The following is an 18594-nucleotide window of genomic DNA, read 5'->3' on the forward strand; positions in this document are numbered from 1 at the left end:
TCCTTTTGCGCTTATGCCCCCATTATGATTGATAATGATTTTCAGCGTCAAATGGTAAGATCGCAAAGAGCGCCCGCAAATGCAAAAAGGCTGCTCTCCCTCGAACCGCTGCCTCGTCGCTTGGGCGCGGACTTGCTGCAAGGGAAGCAGCCTTGCTTAGTGGCGAATAATATTTTTCCCGTAGTAAATCTCGTCCATCTCTGTTTGCAGCCGCTCGGTAATTTCCGCTTGCTCTGCAGGCGTCAGCTTGTCTTTTGTGTAGCCGAACAAGTAATTGTTCAGGTCGAACCGCCTGCGCTTGCATTTCGTGTGAAAAATGTTGTCCTGGTACACGTTCACATCAATCATGTGGAACAAATCTTTAATTTCTTCGGGAATATAATTTTGAATCGAGCTGATGTCGTGGTCGATAAACAGCTTGTAGCCGTGGATATCGCGGGTAAAGCCGCGCACCCGGTAATCAATGGTCATCAGATCCGTATCGAAGGAGCGGATCAAATAGTTGAGCGCCTTGAGCGGCGAGATTTCGCCACAGGTCGAGACGTCAATGTCTGCGCGAAACGTGCTGATTTCCTCATCGGGATGGTATTCCGGGTACGTATGGACCGTAATGTGACTTTTGTCCAACTGCAGAACGACATTTTCCGGCAGCGGCCCGGGGGATTCTTCATACGACTCCGTCGGCACTTCCACGACCGGACCTTCGGAAACGAGAAACGTCACGCTCGCCCCTTGCGGCACATAGTCCTGCTGCGCCACGTTCAATACGTGCGCCCCGATAATCTCCGAAACGTTTTTCAGGATGCTGGTCAGCCGTGCAGCGTTGTACTGTTCATCTATGTATTCGATGTACGCTTCCCGCTCCGCTTTTGTCTTCGTGTAGCAGATGTCGTACATATTGAAGCTGAGCGATTTCGTCAGGTTGTTGAAGCCGTGCAAAGTAATATGCTGGTCTTTCGTTGGTTCCACTTCTTTTGTCCTCCCCTGTTATGAGCGAGTCTTTGCCATCATTTCCTTTTTTCAGGGTGCCCATTCCTTTCGATAAAAATCATGCGGACGTTTGCAGGAAAGCGGCTGGCAGTTGAGAATCATTACCATTTTCCTATCTCTCGCTGCTTCAATAGCACCAAATCCAAAAAATAAGATTATTTCCTTTCTATCATCTGGAAAATGATACCAAAGTAATATTGCATGCTAAATTTTAGAAAGAAATGGAGAATTAGGTCATGGATTGGTACCTGAAAGTTTTAAAAAATTACGTCAACTTCACCGGACGCGCCAGACGCAAAGAGTATTGGATGTTTGCTTTGTTCAGTGCCATTATTTCTATCGTACTCATGCTCATCGAATACTTGATTGGTCTGCCGCAATCTTTGTCTTCGCTCTACTCGCTGGCTGTCCTGCTGCCGGGTCTGGGCGTAGGCGTCCGTCGTCTGCACGACACTGGAAGAAGCGGCTGGTGGCTGCTGCTCGCGCTGGTTCCGTTTATCGGCGCCATTGTCCTGATCGTGTTCTTCTGCCTGGACAGCACACCGGACAACGACTACGGTCCAAATCCAAAAACCGAAGAAAGCGTGTTGGCGTAACATGCGAAAGCCTCTCCCCATTTTTTGCGGGAGAGGCCTTTTCTTTTTTTATGCTTCTTCCCAGAAGCGGCGCAGATTGTCCATGCCAATTCGCGAGCCTTCGCGGCAATCCTCCATGCCTTCGAACTCGACGGTGATGTAGCCGTCATAGCCCGACTGCTTCACCAGCTTGACGACCTCGCGAATGTTGATGTCGCCCTGGCCGACGATTGCGCCGCGCAAGTAATTGCCGTTAACCGTCTTGAACCATTTGCCCGCTCCCGGGTCCTGATAGTACGGGCGGAAGTAAAAGTCTTTGAAGTGAACGAGCGAAGCGTACGGCAAGTTTTTCTTCACGCCGACGAGCGATTCCTCGTCCACGCACATGAAGTTGCCGATATCGAGCGTCGTCTTGAAATTCGGACGATTGACCGCTTGCAGCACGCGCTGGACGCGGTCGCTCGCCTGCACGAGCCAGCCGTGGTTCTCAATCGTCGTCGTAATCCCGAACTGCGCGGCGTAATCGGCAATCTGGCGGCTTCCTTCGACCATCGCATCGAGATGCTGTTCAAAGTACGCGATCGTCGTCTGCTCGACAGGTACGGTAAAGGTGGAGACATCGTGGCGCATGTGGCGGATGCCCATGCGGTGCAGCAAATCGACGTGCGTTTTGATGCGGGCCACCTCTGCGGCAAATGCTTCCTCCGTCTCGTGAATGAAGTTGGCTGGCATCGAGTAGTTGGACAGCTCGATGCCGAGAGCTTTTGCCTTGTCCCGCACCGCGTCCGCCAGCTCGTAGTTGTCCACCAGCGTAAAGCCGTACGGCACGATTTCCATGTGCTCTCCGCCGTTGTCCGCGATCCACTGCACGACATCCAGTACATCCATTTCCCCAGCGCGAATTGCTGTCAGCAAGCTGTACGTGCTCAATCCGATTTTCATTCTTTCCACCTCATTTGAATGTTTGTAGTCGTACGCCATTTTTTTGGCAAAAAAACTTAGCTAGGCAAGCGGCACCCTGTCGAGGACGACCGTTTGCTTCCGCTTGTTGGATTCATAAGCGGCCTTCACCACTTCAAGCGTTCGCAGTCCGTCCTCTCCCGTGATGGACGGGGCCCGCTTTTCCTGCACACTCTGCACGAAATCGGCAATCAGCCGTTCGTCCATGTCTGCGGCCCACGGCAGTTGCTGGAGCTTGCCTGCTGTGTCGTCATAGTGCAGCACATGCTGGCGGAAACCGTCTACCTCGACCGTTCCTTTCGTGCCGATGATGCGCATGGTCACATCTCCCCACGTCGGGAACGTCTTCGGCCGGGACCAGCTCGGATCAATTCCGACCACTACGCCAGACTCCAAGACCAGGCTGACCATGCCGCAGTCCTCCACCGCTAGCTCGTAAAAACGCGTATCCAGCTCCGCGTAGACGCTCTTCACCTCGTCGCCGAGCATCCAGCGCACAAGGTCCATCAGGTGGACGATATGGTCGGTCGCCGCACCGCCGCCAGACTGTTCTTTTTCCACGAACCAGCCGCCCGGCATCTGCCCGTGGTTCGTGCTGTTGATGGCGAGAATCGTGCCGAGCGCGCCTGATTGCACCAGTTCTTTTACATGTTGCATCACGGGGGCAAACCGGACCGGATACGCGACTTGCAGCATCACCTGTTCCTTTGCGCAGACCCGGATCATTTCCAGTGCATCCTGGACGTCTGTCGCAATCGGCTTTTCGCATAGCACATGCTTTCCCGCTCGGGCGCAGGCGATGACGTGCTCCTTGTGCCGCGCGTTTTCCGAGCAGACGACGACAGCCTCAAGCGGTGCCTGCAAAAACGCGGACAGGTCGCGAAAAAAAGTCGCGCCGTACTTTGCCGCCATCGCTTCTCCGCGGATCGGGTCGTCGTCCCAGAGCGCTGCCAGTTCGGCCTCCGGATGACGCTGCAATTGGACGGCGTAGCTCTGGGCGTGCATATGGGCAAAGCTGAGAATCCCTACCTTCATCGGGCAACACCTCCTTCGGCAAGCTGGACAGTCTGCCCTGTCTTCGCCGACTCCCTCGCCGCCTGCACGATGTCCATGGCGCGCAGCCAATCTTCTGCATTCAGCCGGACGGCTTCCTCGCCCGCGAGATAGCGGATGAGATTGTCTCTTTGCTTCCACGGTGGGTCGATCCCTGCAAGCCGGCTGTCCCATCCGCCTGCTGCTGACGCATCTGCACGTCCGCCCGCGCCGCCCCTGCTCCAGCGAATCGGCGAGCTTTCCCGGCTGTCGCGGAGCAGCATGCCTGCATCCCCTGTCAGCTCAAAAAACGACTGCTCCGCAGACTCTGCCCACGACAGCTCCACCTGGGCGATCGCTCCCGCGCGCATTTTCAGGATGACGAGCGCATATGAAAGCACCTGCCCTGTTGCCGCGTCGGTATGTACGACCTGGTTTGCCTGCACGCGCTCCACTTCGCCGAACGTCCAGCGCAGCCAGTCAAATTCGCGCCAGCCGAGACTTGCAAAAAGGCAGCGGTCCGCGTTTTCAGCCGACGCCACAGCTCCGCGCCGCAGTCGCAAAACGCCGGGCTTGCCGATCGCCCCGTTTCGAACGTGTTCACGCGCCAACTCGTACTCCGGGCAAAAGCGCAGCGTGTCTGGCAGTTGCAGGACGCGTCCTTTTTGCTGGCACAGGCGCGCTGCCTGCAACAGCTCGTGCTCCCCGGACCGGGGGCAGCTTCCTATGAAAATGTGCGCACCCGCCTGAGCTGCCGCCGCGAGGGCAGCGCCATCCGCCTCGCCTGCGAACTCCACCACTTCCACCTTTGTTTCTGCCAACAAATTGTGCAACTCCTGCAAGCTTTCTGCCCGCCCTACCAGCTTCGCGCCGCGCACGCGCGCCCAGATGCCGAGCTGCTCATCCACAGCGTCTTTTGCCCCGACTACTGCTACTCTCCCCATGAAGCAAGCCCTCCTTTTCTCCTGATCCGCCAAGCTAAAGCGACAGCGAAAACTGGAACGTGTTCTGCAACAAAATAGCGGCGGCGCCGACGACCTCGACGTCCTCCCCGAGCGAATTTGGCCGCAGCTCCAGCTCCTCTGTCAAAATGCCGTGGGCGTATTCGCTAACATACTCACGCACCTTTTCGATCAGCAGCTCGTTTTCAAACGCGATCTCGCCCCCCAAAATGATGACCTCCGGATTGAACAGATGAATCAGGTTCACCATCCCGGCGGCCAGGTAAGAAGCCGTCTCTTCCAAAATGCTGATCGCCAGCGCGTCTTTTTCGGTCAAGGCCAGGCGAAAAATTTTCGCGTTGATCCGGCTGATGTCGCCCTCCACAAGCTCCATGATGCTGCTCGCCTTGCCTTTGGCGAGCGCCGAGAGCAGCTTCGAGTAGATGGCGGGCCAGCTCACGTAGTTTTCCAGACAACCGATATTGCCGCAATCGCACCGCATGCCCGCCCGGTCGATCGTTGTATGGCCGAACTCTCCGGCGCCGCCCTTGTAGCCGCGGTAGATCGCCCCGTCCATCAGCAGACTCGCGCCCAGTCCGTCTCCGATCGTCACGTACAGCATGTTTTGATAGTGGCGAAATTGTCCCAGCGTCTTTTCGGCGAGCAGGTACGCATTCGTGTCGTTATCCACCCACGTCTTCAGTTGAAACCGCTGCTCGACCATTTCTTTTACAGGCGCATCCCGCAGGCGCAGCTTCGGATTGTAGCGAATGACGCCTGTCGCGGCATCGACAATCCCCTGCGTCACAATCGAAATGCCTACGCAGTTGTCGAGGCTTCCGACCTGCGCCAAAAATCGTTCGATCGTGTCCAGCAAAAAGCGGAGGACACTCTCGCCTTGCTGTAGCTTCAACGGATGCGTTTCCTTTTTTCTGACGCGCGCCTCCAGATTCATCTGGGCGATGGTCAGTTTGGAGCCGGAAAGCGAAATGCCGATCAAAAAACGGCTGTCCGGCGAAAACTGCACGAGAATCGGCTTTCTTCCCCCGTTCGACTCGCCGACTCCCACCTCGCACACGAGCGCGTCGCGGATCAGCTCGCCGACTGCCGAAGTGACGGTTGTCGGACTCAGCTTGTTCCGCTTGGCGATTTCACTTCGGGAAATGGGGCCGTATTGACGGATCGTGTCCAATATGATGGATCGGTTCAGTTCCTGGATCAGCTTCAAATCGCCCGTCCTGCGTTTGACACCATCCCTTTTATTCATGGATACCTCTCCTGCCGCGCATGCCGTTCACAGATGGCACGCGACCAGATGATCGTCGTCTGCCGCCTTTCGCAAATCTGGCGGTGTCGTCTTGCATATGTCCATCGCATACGGACAGCGCGTATGAAACAGGCAGCCTGCCGGCGGGTTTACCGGGCTCGGGACATCCCCCTGCAAAATGATGCGCTCCCGCTTCGCGCGCGGATCGGGAATCGGGACGGAGGACAGCAGCGCTTTTGTGTACGGATGCTGCGGGTTGGCAAAAATCGTCTCCTTCGCCCCGGACTCCACGAGGCTGCCCAAATACATCACGCCGATTTTGTCGCTGATGTGCTCGACCACGCTCAAGTCGTGCGAAATGAACAAATACGTCAAATGAAACTCCTCCTGCAAATCTTTCAGCAGATTGAGGATTTGCGACTGGATGGACACGTCGAGCGCCGAGACCGGCTCGTCGGCGACGATCAGCTTCGGTTTTAAAATCAGGGCGCGGGCGATCCCGATGCGCTGCCGCTGCCCCCCGCTGAACTCGTGGGCGAACTTTTCCGCGTGGTAGCTGTTCAGGCCGACGACCTCCAGCATCTCGGCGACGGTTCGCTCCCGCTCCTTGGGGGACAGCTTCGTATGGATCACCAGCGGCTCTGCGACTACATCGCGAATTTTCATCCGCGGATTGAGCGAAGCGTACGGGTCCTGGAACACCATCTGCACCTGCTTGCGCACCTCGCGCAGCTTCGTCTCGTTCATTCTCGAAATTTCTTCGCCCGCGATCCAGATTTTGCCCTCATCCGGGGTCAAAAGCCGCGTGACCAGCCGTCCGGTCGTCGATTTGCCGCAGCCGCTCTCCCCGACGAGGCTGAACGTCTCGCCTTCGTGGATGACAAAGGAGACGCGGTTGACGGCCTTCACGCTTTTTTTGCTGGAAAAAAGGCCGCTGTCGATCGGAAACGTCTTTTTGATCCCGTCTACCTGCACCAGTGGTTTACGCATTGGCCCCCCTCCCTTCCGCGTCGTACAGCCAGCAGCGGCAAAAACGGTTCTCGCCCACGCTCGCAATCGCCGGCTCCTGCTCCCAGCAGAGCGGCATCGCGTCCTTGCAGCGCGGAGCGAATTTGCAGCCTTTTGGCATGTTGTTCGGCGTCGGCACATTGCCGGGGACAGAATCCAGCCTGTCGCGCTTCTGGCCGATTTTCGGGACGGAGCCAATCAGCCCTTTTGTGTACGGGTGCTGCGGATCGTCAAACAGGTCGTAGACGGACGCCTCTTCCACGACCCGCCCGGCGTACATGACGACGACGCGGTTGCACATCTCCGCGACGACGCCCAGATCGTGCGTAATGAGCAGCATGGACATCTGCTCGTCCGCCTGCAACTGTTTCATGACGTCGAGAATTTGCGCCTGGATCGTCACGTCGAGCGCCGTCGTCGGCTCGTCGGCAATCAGCAGGCTGGGATGGCAGGACATCGCCATGGCGATCATGATTCTTTGCCGCATCCCGCCTGAAAGCTGGTGTGGGTACTCGCCCAAAATTTCTTTCGGCCGGGGAATCCCTACCTTTGTCAGCATGTTGACCGCGTGCTCGCGCGCTTGCTTGTCCGAATAGCCAAGGTGCAGGCGAATCGCCTCCATCAACTGCTCGCCAATTTTCATCACCGGATTGAGCGAGGTCATCGGCTCCTGAAAAATCATCGAAATTTCTTTGCCGCGAATCCGGCGCATGTCGTTCTCCGAGATGGACAGCAGATTCGTTCCGTTGTAGCGAATTTCTCCCTGCGTGATCTCGCCCGTCGTATCCTTGAACAGCCGCATGATCGAAAGCGAGGTGACGCTCTTGCCGCAGCCCGATTCCCCGACCAGGCCCAGCACTTCGCCCTTTTTTATATGAAAGCTGACGTTGTCGAGGACGACCGTCTTGCGTTCATCTCTCGTAAACTGTGTTTGCAGATGCTTAACCTCGATGATGTTTTCACTCATCTGCCCCAACTCCCTCGTTTAGTTCTTCGTTTTCGGGTCCAGAATGTCGCGCAGGCCATCCCCTACCAGATTGAACGCCAGCACCGACAGGAAAATCGCCAGGCCGGGAATCATCACGACGTGCGGGGAAGTGGCGAGATAATCGCGCCCCATGCTGAGCATGGCTCCCCAGTCGGGACTCTCCGGCTTTGCGCCCAGACCGAGAAAGCTGAGACTCGAAGCCGCCAAGATAGAAGTGCCGATCCTGAGCGAAAAGAAGACGATCATGCTGGAGACGGTTTCCGGAAAAATGTGGCGAAAGATGATCCGGCTGCTTTTTGCCCCCATCGAGCGCGCCGCTTCCACGAAGACCGCTTCCTTGGCCGCCAGCGTATTGCCGCGAATCAGGCGGGCAAACGACGGAATGCTGAACACCGCCACGGCCACCACCACGTTCGTCAAGCCGGGGCCGAGAATCGCCACAATGGCGATCGCGAGCAGCAGGTCGGGAAAAGCGAACATCACGTCGCTGCCGCGCATGATAAGCCGATCAATCCAGCCGCCGTAGTAGCCGCTGCACAGCCCCAAAATCGTTCCGAGCACAGCCCCCACAAATACCGAGGTAAAGCTGACGCCGAGCGAGAGACGCGCCCCGACGATTATCCGGCTCAAAATATCCCGTCCATACTCATCCGTTCCCGCCCAGTGCGCCATCGACGGCGTCTGCAGCGTGGCGTCGTAGTTTGGCTCGTACGGATCATAAGGGGCAATCGCCGGGCCGAAAATCGCCACGAGCAGCAAAAACAGGATGAAAAATCCGGCCCAGAACGCCGTCTTTTGCTTCCTCCACTTTTTCCAGAAATCCCGCGCCCTGGAGCTTTTCTGTTCCACGGCAACGGCCGTTGTCTGGCCGATTTCCTTTACTACCTCCATTTACCTCGCCCCCCTTCGCCTAGCTTTCATAACGGATTTTCGGATTGAGCGCCTTGTACAAAATGTCCACCAGCAAGTTCACGAGAATGAACTCCAGTGAAAACAGCAGGATGACCGCTTGCACGACCGGATAGTCGCGGAAGGCAATCGAGTCGACCAAAAGCCGCCCCATGCCCGGAATGCTGAACACCGTCTCCACGACCACCGAGCCGCCCAACAGGAATCCGAATTGCAACCCGGCGATCGTCACGACGGGAATCATCGAGTTTTTCAGCGCGTGCTTGCGAACGACGACGGACTCCTTCAAGCCTTTGGCCCGGCCTGTGCGGATAAAGTCCTCCTTCAGCGTCTCCAGAAGCGAGGAGCGGGTAAAGCGGGCCAGCATCGACATGATCCCCGCGCCCAGCGTCAGCGAAGGCAGCACGTAGCTTTTCCAGCCGTCGACTCCGCCCGTCGGGAACCAGCCCAGCGTGACGGAAAAAATTTGTATGAGAATGAGCCCCAGCCAAAAGCCCGGCAAGGAAATGCCGGAAATCGCCGTCAGCATCCCCACGTAGTCCGGCCATTTGTTGCGGAAGACAGCGGAGACCGTGCCGATGAGCAGCCCCAGGACGAGCGCCCAGCCCAGGCTCATAAATGTCAAATTCATCGTAATCGTAAAGCGGTTGGCAAACATGTCGCTGATCGGAAGCCCTGTTTTCAAGGAATGGCCGAGATTGCCCGTGAGCAGGTTTTGCATATAGGTGACGTACTGCGACAGCAGCGGTTTGTCCAGTCCAAGCTCCTGGCGCACGCGGGTAATCTCTTCGAGCGTGGCGTCTTTTCCCGCCGCCAAGCGGACAGGGTCCCCCGGGACGAGGTGGATAAAGAAGAAAATGAGCAGGGACACGACGAAAATGATCGGGATGATCTCGATGAGCCTTTTGACGATATAACGGAACATTTAGCGGTTCCCCCTAACGGATGGGAAAGCACAGCGGATGGCAACGCCATGCTTTCCTTCTCCCAAAGACTTTTCTTGATTGTTGCGACCAAAACGTAATAGGAAAGCAGCGTTGGGCTGCGAGCAGCGACCCAACGCTGCCAGAAAAACCGTTATTGGAATGCCGCTTCCCTCACATAGATGCCGCCGCTCGGCGTGATGTAGACGCCGTTTACGTTGGCGCGCTTGCCGTACAAAATCTCGTCGACCGCCAGGAAAATCCACGGCGCATCCTTGAAGACGTGTTCCTGAACCGTTCCGTACAGCGCTTTTTGCTTGGCTTCATCGGAAGACTGCGTCGCTTCCTTGATGCTTTGGTCCACGATGTCGTTTTTGTAAAAAGCGGTGTTGGCGCCCGCTGGCGGGAAGTTCTCGCTGCTGAACAACGAGCGCATCGCATTGTCCGGGTCCGCCGAAGACCAGCTAACGTACCACATGTTCATCTTCGCTTCCTCTGGCGATTTGATGCCGTAGATTTCGTCCGACAGCGTCGCTTCCTCCATCGACTTCACTTCTACAGTCACGCCGATTTTTTGCAGTTGTTGCTGGATGAACTGCATGCCTTTCATCGTGTCGGAGTTCGTGTTGCCCCAGATTTCTGTTGTAAAGCCGTTTTCGTAGCCCGCTTCCTTGAGCAGTTGCTTCGCCTTTTCAATGTTGTACTCATAGACGCCCTGCTTGGCGTAGTGCGCGATCGTCGGGGACATGACCGATTCCAGTTGCGTGCCGTAGCCTGCCTTCACCACTTTGATAAACGCATCCTTGTCGACCGCGTAGTTGATCGCCTGGCGCACGCGCAGATCGTCAAACGGCTTTTTCAGCATGTTGATCGAGACGTAGCGGGTGATCGTGGACGGCGTGCGCTCCACCTTGACGCCTTCTGCTCCGCCAAGCGTCTCGGCCTGCTGCTCTGGCAGCGGATAGATGACATCGGCCTCGCCAGTTTTGAGCATCGCTACGCGCGAGCCGTTTTCCGGCACGGGCTTGTAAACGATTTTCCCGACCTTGGCCGCGCCTTTGTTCCAGTGATCGGGGTTCAGTTCGACGGTCAGATGGTCGCCTTGTACCCATTCCACGAATTTGTAAGGGCCAGTGCCGACAGGGTTTTTGGAAATTTCCTTGCCGTACTTTTCCAATGCCGCCGGGCTGATGATGCCTGTCGTGAACTTGTTAATCATCGCGGAAAACGGCTGGGTCAGCGTCACTTTGACGGTGTACTCGTCGACAACCTCTGTGCTCTTGATGTATTTGTAGTTGCGGTACGCCCGCAGATTGTTGTCCTGGTTGCTCATCCGGTCGAAGTTGATTTTGACCGCTTCGGCATTGAACGGCGTGCCGTCGTGGAACTTGACGTTTTGCCGCAGCTTGAACGTGTACTCGGTCGCGTCCTCATTGACCGAATATTCAGTCGCCAGCCCCGGCATGAGCTTCAAGTCTTTGTCGTAAATCAGCAGCCCTTCGTACATCGAGGTTTGCACGCCAGAGGACAGGGCATCCCCGGTATTTTGCGGGTCCATCGTGATGAAGTTTTCGTTTACGGCGATCACCATCTGGTCTTTCTGCGGTGCGCCCGTTTCCGTGTTCGCGCCCGTGTTGGTCGACGCTGCCGGAGTCCCGCCTCCGCTGGAACATCCAAAAAGTAATGCCACTGAAAAAAGTAAGACAGATGCTGCTCGCAAGTACGATGCTTTTTTCATTCCCCTTTTCCCCCTTACAAGGTTCTGTTTATGGATGCAATCTTGTTTATGGATGCAATCTGGATGTCCGCTGCTGGGCACGGCCGCCATTTTTCTCAGGAAGAGAAGACGACCTCGCGTCCGGTCTGCGCCGATTCGTAAATGCCGCAGAGAATTTTCATCATCTCTACGCCGTGTTCCACTGGGCTGAGTGTCTCTTTTTCGCCCAAAATGTATGAGATGAAGTGGTCGATTTCATTTTGAAAGCCTTGCTTGAAGTCAAACGACAGCTTGTCGATCTGCGGCGTGACGTTGAGGATCGTGTCGTGCTTTTCCGTGATGATGGAAAGCTCCGGCTCCACCTCTGCGCCGCCTTTGTCCCCGTACAGCTTCACGGCCAGCTCCTCTTTTTTGGCGTGCAGCGTGTAGCTGACATCCACGAACAGGGAAGCGCCGTTTTCGAAGCGGATCAGCGCGTTTGCCATATCCTCGACCGTATTTTTGCTCGGATCGTAGTCAGCCGCTTTGTAAAAAGACAAGTTTTTGACGTGGGCGCGGTTGCCGAGCTTGTTGTATGTATTGCCGCTTACGGTCGCAACCTTCGGGCAGCCCATCAAATACCAGCACAGGTCGATCACATGTACGCCGAGGTCGATCAGCGGCCCGCCGCCGGAGCGCTCCTTGTCCGCAAACCAGCCGCCCGGATTGCCCAACCGGCGCAGGCAGGATGCTTTGGCGTAATAAATCTCTCCCAGCTCGCCCGCGTCGATAAACTGCTTGAGCAACTGCGCATTGGTGTCGTACCTTCTGACGAAGCCGACCTGGAGCCGCTTGCCGCTCTGCTTTACCGCTTCCTCAATCAGCAGGGCGCTCTCTACCGAGGTGCTGAGCGGCTTTTCCAGCAGCACGTGCTTGCCTGCGCGCAGAGCGGATACGGCAATGTCGGCGTGCGTGTTGTTCCATGTGCAGATGCTCACCGCGTCAATCTGCGGGTCAGCCAACGCTTCCTCCAGATTGCTGTAGTGCGCCGCCGCCTCGTACTTTTCTGCTTTTTCCTTCGCCCGTGCTTCGTTGAAGTCGACGACGGCCTGCAACTGTGCGCGGTCATTTTGCTGATACGATTGCAGGTGCATGTCCGAAATCGAGCCTGCCCCGATCACCGCAACCTTTACCTTTTCCATGCGGATGTTTCCCCCCCTGTGTCGTTTAACTGGTTAATTTATTTTTTCAGTGGAGTTATTAATTGAATGATACAAAATAATCTTAATCTTTGCAATATAGTTTCCGCGAGAAAATGGGAAGATTTGCTTCCTGCCCGTCCCACGAAAAAAACGACCCTGCCGCCCCGACCGCGCCCGCCTCTACGCCGACCTGTTGCAGCGCGAATTTCACCTGGTTCGCCATGGACGGGATGCACCGTTCCCTGACGCTTTTTTCTGCTTCCGCAAGCAGGATGGACGAAGCGTTCATGACGCCTCCGCCGAAGACGATTACTTCCGGGTTGAACAGATGAATCAGGCTGGTCGTGCCCACGCCCAAATAAAAGCCCGCCCGCTCTACGATCTCGATGCAGGCGCGATCTCCGGCAAGCGCCGCTTCTCCGATCGCTTTTGCCGTCAACGCCTCGCCCGTCGTCAAGGCACCGCCTGCACCTGCCAAAACAAGCTCGCCCGCCTCGACCTGCTTGCGCGCCAGCTTTTCAATCGCCGTCCCGGAAGCGTACAGCTCCAGGCAGCCACGGTTGCCGCAGCCGCACAACGGGCCGTTCCAGTCGATGGAAATGTGGCCGAACTCGCCAGCCCCGCCTTCCGCCCCCTGCACCAGTTGGCCGCCGCTGATGATCCCCGCCCCGACTCCCGTGCTGACCGTCACGTAGATCATGTTCTGCGTCCCCTTGCCCGCGCCCCACATCCACTCCGCCACCGCAGCGGCATTCGCGTCATTCATCAGCCGGACAGGCAGCCCGAACCTGTCTGCAATCAGCCTGCCAATCGGAACATTCCGCCAGCCGAGATTGCCCGCAAAAATCACTTCGGCAGCCGCGCTGTCGATGACTCCGGCCGAGGCGATGCCGACTCCGCGCACGCTTCGCCGCTCCACCTGCGCCGTAGCCAAAACGCCTTCGATCGCCGCCAACACTCTGTCGATCACCGCCTCCGCTCCTTCCTGCGAAGCCGTAGGCAGCAGCGTCTGTCCGAGCATTTTTCCACTGCTGTGCACCAGTCCTGCCAATATTTTCGTCCCACCCAAGTCCAATCCAATCGCATACTCGTCCCGTGCCATGCGCGTCCACTCCTTCCGTTGCTCTGATTCCTGCAAAATGATTGCTACCGCTTACATTATTTTCTCCAATGGCTTTACAAAGTTGCTTAGCTTTAGTTTTAGCACAGGTCGGAAAGAAAATAAAGCATTCGTACTTTTCTGACTAAAAAAGAAAAGCCCGGCCCCCCGCACACATCCCGCTACGTCAACAGGCCACTCCACCAACATGCCGCATTAGAAAGCTTGGCTGCGCCAAGCCATTTGCCCAGCCTTAGTTGCACGAAAAAACCCTTCCTGCCTGCTACAGAAAGGGCCTCTCCTGCTATGCTCCCGTTTTCGCTACTTGACTACTTGGCTACTTGAACCAGCCTTTTTCCTTGAAATGCATGATCGCCTCGATCCGGTTGCTCACGCCGAGCTTGTCGAGAATGACGGAAATGTAGTTGCGCACGGTCCCCGTCGTAATGAAAAGCTGGCTGGCGATCTCCTTCGTGTTTTTGCCGTCCGCGATCAGCAGCAGCACTTCCTTTTCCCGCTCGGTCAACGGATTCTCCTGTCCGTACGCCTCATCCACCAGCTCCGGGGCGTAAATCCGCTTGCCCGCCATGATGCTGCGAATCGAGCTGGCCAGCTCCTCGCTCGGACTGTCCTTGAGCAGATAGCCGTTGGCCCCGGCCTTCAGCGCGCGCTCGAAGTAGCCGGGACGGGCAAAGGTCGTCAGGATCATCACCTTGCAACCGCTGCCTTTCAGCTCCTCTGCGGCATCCAGACCGCTTTTTACAGGCATCTCGATATCCATGATACAGATGTCAGGCTTGTGCAAATGCACCAGCTTGACGGCATCCTCGCCATTGCTCGCTCTCCCGACGACCTGCATATCTTCTTCCAGATCGAGCAGCGAAGCCAGGGCGCCAAGCAGCATGCGCTGATCCTCTGCAATGACGATGCGAATCATGATCCCGCCTCCTTTTCCGGTTGTTGGAAGGCGTTTGGCACCCGAAAGACGACCTGGGTGCCAGACTCCGACGACTGAATGTCCATGCTGCCGTTGACAAATTCCAGCCGCTCCCGCATCCCGCGCAGCCCGTTCCCCCGGCAAACAGATTCCTCTGCCATCCCGCTGCCGTTGTCGATGACGCGCACGATCAGATCCGTCCGGGCTGGCTCGATGACGATGGAGCATGCCGTGGCGTTGCTGTGCTTGACGACGTTTGTGACGGCTTCCTTGAGGCACATGCTGAGCACGTTTTCCGCCATCAGGGAGGTGTGCTTCAAATCCGGATCGCCTTCCACGGATAACTCGATTTCCGCCGCCTTGAAAATTTGCTTGATGCGGAACATTTCCTCCGCAAGCCGCGTCCCCCGCATCTGCGTGACCATTTCCCGCACTTCCTTCAACGCAATTCGCGCCGTCTGCCTGATTTCCTCCAGCTCCGTTTGCGCGCGCACAGGGTTTTTATAGATCAACTTGCTCGCCAGGTCGCTTTTCAGGCCGATCAAGGACAGCTTTTGCCCCAGCGTATCGTGCAGGTCGCGGGCGATGCGCTGCCGCTCCTCCAGTTTGACCAGCTCGGATATCCGCTTGTTCGCGTGGTTCAGCTCTCCCTGCAGCTTTTCCCGCTTGTTCCAGTTGTACGTCGTCACCGGCAACAGAATGACGGCGATCAGGCTGACGAGCACAAACGGCAACTGGTTGAAAAGCTGCGCGTTTTTCGAGAGAAAGCCCATGTTGATCGTCACGACGGTGCTAATCAAATGAATCGTGTACAGCGTGATAAAGCCGATCTTGTTCTGGATATTGCCGATGAAAAACGCCAGAAACAGCGAGAAGTACACATAGCCGAACATGACGGTCATCGCAATCGAAATCACGATCTGCAAGCTGGTCCAGAAGTAAATCAGCCAGCCCTTGGAGAGAAACGCCAGGACGTAGCAGACGAAAAACAGGATAATCATCGCGATTCCGCTCACGACCTCGTACGTGGACGACGAGCGAAAGATGAAGTAGAACGGCAGGATGTAGAAAACAACCCACACATAAGGACTAAGGCCCGTGTTTTTATGGAGAATGTGATACCACTTTTGCATGGATGCCCACCTTTTTTTCTTCGCCGCTACTTATCAGTGTATCGGAATGCAGGGGATTCGGGCAGGCTTATTTTCTTTCTAAACTGGCTTTTTTGCTGTGCAGCGCGTCGATAATCGCCTCAGCCGATGCCGACATTAGCTTGACTTGCTGCTGTTTGCGTTCCTTGATTTCCTTGAAGCTCACAAAACGCTTGCTCTCTTCATCCCACAGGCGGAAGCGCAACGATTTCACGCTTGTAGACAGCGTAATCGTCGTCGCCATTTGCAGCGGCGGCGTCTCGTTGTGCGCTTTTTCCAAATTGTAGTTTGGCACCTTCGGGCTCAGATGATGCACGTGGTGGAAGCCGATATTTCCCGTGATCCACTGCAACACTTTCGGGAGCTTGTAGTAGGAGCTGCCCTCTACTGCGGCCTTCACGTAGCTCCACTCTTCCTCGTTTTCAAAATACGAATCCTCGAACTGATGCTGCACGTAAAACAGCCAAATCCCGAGCAACCCGGAGACAAAAAAGACGGGAAGCTGCACGAGCAAAAATGCTTGCCAACCGATCGCCCAGATCAGAAGCGCATACAGGCCAACCAGCAACACATTGGTCAAATACGTGTTCAATCGCTCTTTGCGGCGGGCTCCTTTACGATTGAAGCGGTATTGCAGCGCAAATACAAAAATCGGACCGATCCCGAACATGACAAATGGATTGCGGTAGATGCGATAGGCGATTTTACGCCAAAGCGGAGCGGCGAGATATTCCTCCACCGTCAAAATCCAGATGTCGCCGACACCGCGCTTGTCGAGGTTGCTGCTCGTCGCGTGGTGAATGGAGTGGCTTTGCTTCCACTGTTCGTACGGGACGCACGTCAGCACGCCCGTGATCGTGCCGAGAATGTCATTGGCCCGACGGCTTTTGAAAAAAGACTGATGGCAGCAGTCGTGAAAAATGATGAACGTGCGGATGACAAAGCCGGCTGTCAAAATCGCCAGCGGCAACGTCAGCCAGTACGATACGGACAGGCTGAGATAGGCGCCATACCAGAGCAAAAGCAGGGGAAGAATCGTGTTGACCATCTGGCGAATGCTCGACTTGGTGTCTGTTTTTTCAAAGGGGGCCACATTCTTTTTGAGCTGGGCGATGTTCGATTGATGCATCAATTGGTACCTCCTCGATTGAACTGCGCGGATGACTCAGGTAGCATCAGACGTATTTTTCTATCTATATTGTAAGAAATACGCGCTGGCCCCTGTAGTCATAAACGTCAAGTCGAGGGTATGACAAATGTCATGGTTGAAAAAAGAACTGGAAAATTTAGGGTGTGTGAATGATCACGAAAAATACTCCAACAAATAAACCGTCTGCTCCTGCGGCTTCCACAGAGCAAACACCGTCCCGCCGCCGATCGCGGACATGAAGCGGAAGCGCTCCGTCGCTGCGCAAACCATGCTCTTGTCGATTCCGTAATCGAATTTGACGTTCCATTGCAGGTTCATGAAAAACTCTTCGCTCATCTCCTGCGCCGTCTCCCGAGCGATCAGCACTGGCGAATCGTCATGGCCCCAGCCTTCCGTCAGCTCGGTAATATGGCGAAATTCGCCAGTCCGCTCGTAATGATATTTCGTAAATTCGTAACTGTAAAACGCCTCGGCATAGTAGTCCACGTCAAAATCGGCCACTTCGGCCAATTCGTCGATCATCCGCTCCTTGTACGCCGCAACCGTTACTTTTTCCTTCCAGTACGTTTCCTTGTTTTGCGCAAAATCGGCCTGCAGCAAGGCGTAGACTTCCTCCACGTTGCCTTCGCCAAACGCCGCCAGGTCGCCGAGAAACTCGTACTTGCCTGCTACGTAGCGAAAGCCGAAAAAATTGTTTTCCGCATTGCGGTACTCTCTCTCACAGTAAAGGCCATCCGTGCCGAGCAAATGAAACGTGTACTCTCTGCCGTCCTGCCTACAGGCAAAGCTGAGCAGCGGCCTGAAGTAACAAGCGAGCCTCTCGTCTGTAAAAACATCGCTTGCCTTCGGATACAGGATTACTCCGTTTTCGTGCCATTTTTTCGCCATGTTTCTCTCCTCCTCTATCTCTACAGCCACGGACCGAAAAAGTTTTGTACCGCCTGCCTGGAATAGCCGTCCTCGCCGCCCCACTTGTGTCGCTCGAAATTCAGCACATTCAAATCCTCGTCCACATACGATTCCCGGGAGGCGATATGGAAGCTGTCGCACACGTAGCAATCCCCGTGCATCGCGTAGGCGACGCCGTTTTCCGCTGCGGTATATCTGCCTGCGTTGCTTGCAAACGGATGCAGCGTAAACTGCCGCGTCAACCCCAACTGGAGAGCGCGCTGCGCAAGTGCAGCTTGCGGGTGGACAAGCTGTGCAAAAAGGCGGCCGCTACCTTTTCCTTCGGCACCTTTTCATGCCATTCCACGACCTGGCGCACACACTCGTCATGATGAATCGTTAGCGGATCGAACATCAGCCCTTTGCTTTTCGCATAGGCAAAATCTTCACCCGAATAGTCGTAGGGGTGACTTTTCCAGCCTTGGCTGCTCCAAAATGTTTTCATTAAAATTTGCCTGGCTTTTTTATCCACAAAGGATTCCCCTTCCTTGTCCATGCCGAGCATCCTACACAGGTATATTTTTCCTTCCATATTTTAGCGCATAATCGCATCGAGGCTATAGCCTAAAAGACACTTTTTCCAAATTTCACAGTGGTCGCCCTCCCGTTCTGTTCCCTTTCCAGGGCTTACGAGAAATATTTTCCTGCTGGATGATAAAAAAATTTAGCGGGGAAGGCTCCGCGAAGCGGCTGACGAGCACCGTCTACGAATGGAACAAAGATTTGCGAAAATACGAGCGCACAGCAACGGCTGTCTCTCCCCAGTAGAAAACGCGGCTGCACCTTGCCATTGGCGGAAGAGGAGCCTTTGCCTTGGT

17 protein-coding genes and 1 pseudogene are annotated in these 18594 nt (G+C 55.7%); 1 reads left to right on the forward strand and 17 read right to left on the reverse strand.

The window, feature by feature from the left end:
* Positions 1-156: 156 nt before the first annotated feature.
* Positions 157-969: an adenosylmethionine decarboxylase gene (gene speD / locus M655_RS23620; RefSeq protein ID WP_005830799.1), complete on the reverse strand. Its 813-nt coding sequence runs from the start codon at positions 967-969 to the stop codon at positions 157-159.
* Between the two features lie 257 nt (positions 970-1226).
* Here speD and M655_RS23625 point away from each other — a divergent pair, with 257 nt between their 5' ends.
* Positions 1227-1586, forward strand: coding sequence for a DUF805 domain-containing protein (locus M655_RS23625; protein WP_005830801.1), 360 nt, complete (start codon positions 1227-1229; stop codon positions 1584-1586).
* Between the two features lie 48 nt (positions 1587-1634).
* On the opposite strand, the gene M655_RS23630 is transcribed toward M655_RS23625, so the two are convergent.
* The 16 genes and pseudogenes from M655_RS23630 to M655_RS23705 form a co-directional block, all read right to left on the reverse strand.
* Positions 1635-2507, reverse strand: coding sequence for a sugar phosphate isomerase/epimerase family protein (locus M655_RS23630; RefSeq protein ID WP_005830802.1), 873 nt, complete (start codon positions 2505-2507; stop codon positions 1635-1637).
* A gap of 60 nt (positions 2508-2567) precedes the next feature.
* Complete coding sequence (locus M655_RS23635; protein WP_025845139.1) at positions 2568-3560, reverse strand: Gfo/Idh/MocA family protein; 993 nt, start codon at positions 3558-3560, stop codon at positions 2568-2570.
* Complete coding sequence (locus M655_RS23640; protein ID WP_026558203.1) at positions 3557-4501, reverse strand: Gfo/Idh/MocA family protein; 945 nt, start codon at positions 4499-4501, stop codon at positions 3557-3559. The genes M655_RS23635 and M655_RS23640 overlap by 4 nt, the downstream gene beginning before the upstream one ends.
* A 34-nt stretch (positions 4502-4535) precedes the next feature.
* Complete coding sequence (locus M655_RS23645; RefSeq protein WP_005830808.1) at positions 4536-5765, reverse strand: ROK family transcriptional regulator; 1230 nt, start codon at positions 5763-5765, stop codon at positions 4536-4538.
* A gap of 27 nt (positions 5766-5792) precedes the next feature.
* Positions 5793-6755, reverse strand: a complete 963-nt coding sequence (locus tag M655_RS23650; protein ID WP_025845143.1) for an ABC transporter ATP-binding protein — start codon at positions 6753-6755, stop codon at positions 5793-5795.
* Positions 6748-7740, reverse strand: coding sequence for an ABC transporter ATP-binding protein (locus M655_RS23655; protein WP_005830814.1), 993 nt, complete (start codon positions 7738-7740; stop codon positions 6748-6750). Before M655_RS23655 ends, M655_RS23650 begins: the two co-directional genes overlap by 8 nt.
* Positions 7741-7758: 18 nt before the next feature.
* Positions 7759-8652, reverse strand: a complete 894-nt coding sequence (locus tag M655_RS23660) for an ABC transporter permease subunit (RefSeq protein ID WP_005830815.1) — start codon at positions 8650-8652, stop codon at positions 7759-7761.
* A gap of 19 nt (positions 8653-8671) precedes the next feature.
* Positions 8672-9595, reverse strand: coding sequence for a nickel ABC transporter permease (gene nikB, locus M655_RS23665; RefSeq protein WP_005830817.1), 924 nt, complete (start codon positions 9593-9595; stop codon positions 8672-8674).
* A gap of 152 nt (positions 9596-9747) precedes the next feature.
* Complete coding sequence (locus M655_RS23670; protein ID WP_007780070.1) at positions 9748-11331, reverse strand: glutathione ABC transporter substrate-binding protein; 1584 nt, start codon at positions 11329-11331, stop codon at positions 9748-9750.
* A 95-nt stretch (positions 11332-11426) separates the two neighbouring features.
* Positions 11427-12491, reverse strand: coding sequence for a Gfo/Idh/MocA family protein (locus M655_RS23675; RefSeq protein WP_005830821.1), 1065 nt, complete (start codon positions 12489-12491; stop codon positions 11427-11429).
* 82 nt (positions 12492-12573) lie between these two features.
* Entirely contained in the window at positions 12574-13593 is a 1020-nt protein-coding gene (locus M655_RS23680; RefSeq protein WP_026558202.1) for an ROK family protein, read from the reverse strand.
* A 334-nt stretch (positions 13594-13927) separates the two neighbouring features.
* Positions 13928-14527, reverse strand: coding sequence for a response regulator transcription factor (locus M655_RS23685; protein WP_005830825.1), 600 nt, complete (start codon positions 14525-14527; stop codon positions 13928-13930).
* Positions 14524-15660: a sensor histidine kinase gene (locus tag M655_RS23690; protein ID WP_005830826.1), complete on the reverse strand. Its 1137-nt coding sequence runs from the start codon at positions 15658-15660 to the stop codon at positions 14524-14526. The genes M655_RS23685 and M655_RS23690 overlap by 4 nt, the downstream gene beginning before the upstream one ends.
* A gap of 67 nt (positions 15661-15727) precedes the next feature.
* Entirely contained in the window at positions 15728-16807 is a 1080-nt protein-coding gene (desA, locus tag M655_RS23695; RefSeq protein ID WP_005830828.1) for a Delta(5) desaturase DesA, read from the reverse strand.
* A 174-nt stretch (positions 16808-16981) separates the two neighbouring features.
* Entirely contained in the window at positions 16982-17716 is a 735-nt protein-coding gene (locus M655_RS23700; protein WP_025845153.1) for a hypothetical protein, read from the reverse strand.
* Positions 17717-17790: 74 nt separating this feature from the next.
* A pseudogene (locus tag M655_RS23705) lies at positions 17791-18248 on the reverse strand (hypothetical protein); the annotation flags it as partial.
* Positions 18249-18594: the final 346 nt, after the last annotated feature.

This window comes from Brevibacillus sp. NSP2.1 (genome assembly GCF_000470975.2).
Taxonomy (GTDB): domain Bacteria; phylum Bacillota; class Bacilli; order Brevibacillales; family Brevibacillaceae; genus Brevibacillus; species Brevibacillus agri.